This window comes from Streptomyces sp. SID13726 (assembly GCF_010548375.1).
GTDB lineage: Bacteria > Actinomycetota > Actinomycetes > Streptomycetales > Streptomycetaceae > Streptomyces.
In genome coordinates, this window is sequence record NZ_JAAGLY010000555.1 from 1 (window position 1) to 422 (window position 422).

The 422-nt window shown below is 76.8% G+C and carries 1 protein-coding gene; it reads left to right on the forward strand.

The features are described from left to right. Positions 1–422: patatin-like phospholipase family protein (locus G3I78_RS49095; protein WP_203616565.1), on the forward strand; the 422-nt coding region annotated here is incomplete at both ends.

Below are 422 nucleotides of genomic sequence, written 5' to 3' on the forward strand. Positions count from 1 at the left end.
GCCCGCTCGTCGACGCCGTGCTCGCGTCGGCCTCCGTCCCGGGAGCCCTGCCGCCCACCCGCATCGGGGACGAGCACTACGTCGACGGCGGCGTGGTCTCCTCGATCCCGCTGGGCGAGGCCGTGCGCCGCGGCGCGCGGACGGTGTGGGTCCTTCAGGTCGGGCGGATCGAGGAGCCGCTGCGCCCGCCGCGGACCGCGGTCGAGGTCGCGAAGGTGACGTTCGAGATCTCCCGGCGGCACCGGTTCGCGCGCGAGCTCGAAGAGGTCCCCGACGACGTGACCGTCCACGTCCTGCCGAGCGGCGGGCCGCTGCCCGGCGACGACCGGCTCTCGTCGTCGCGCCGGCTCGACACGACGCGCGCCCGCGCCGCCTCGTCGTACGCCGCGTCCTGCCGCTACCTGGACGAACGGGGCGCCGAC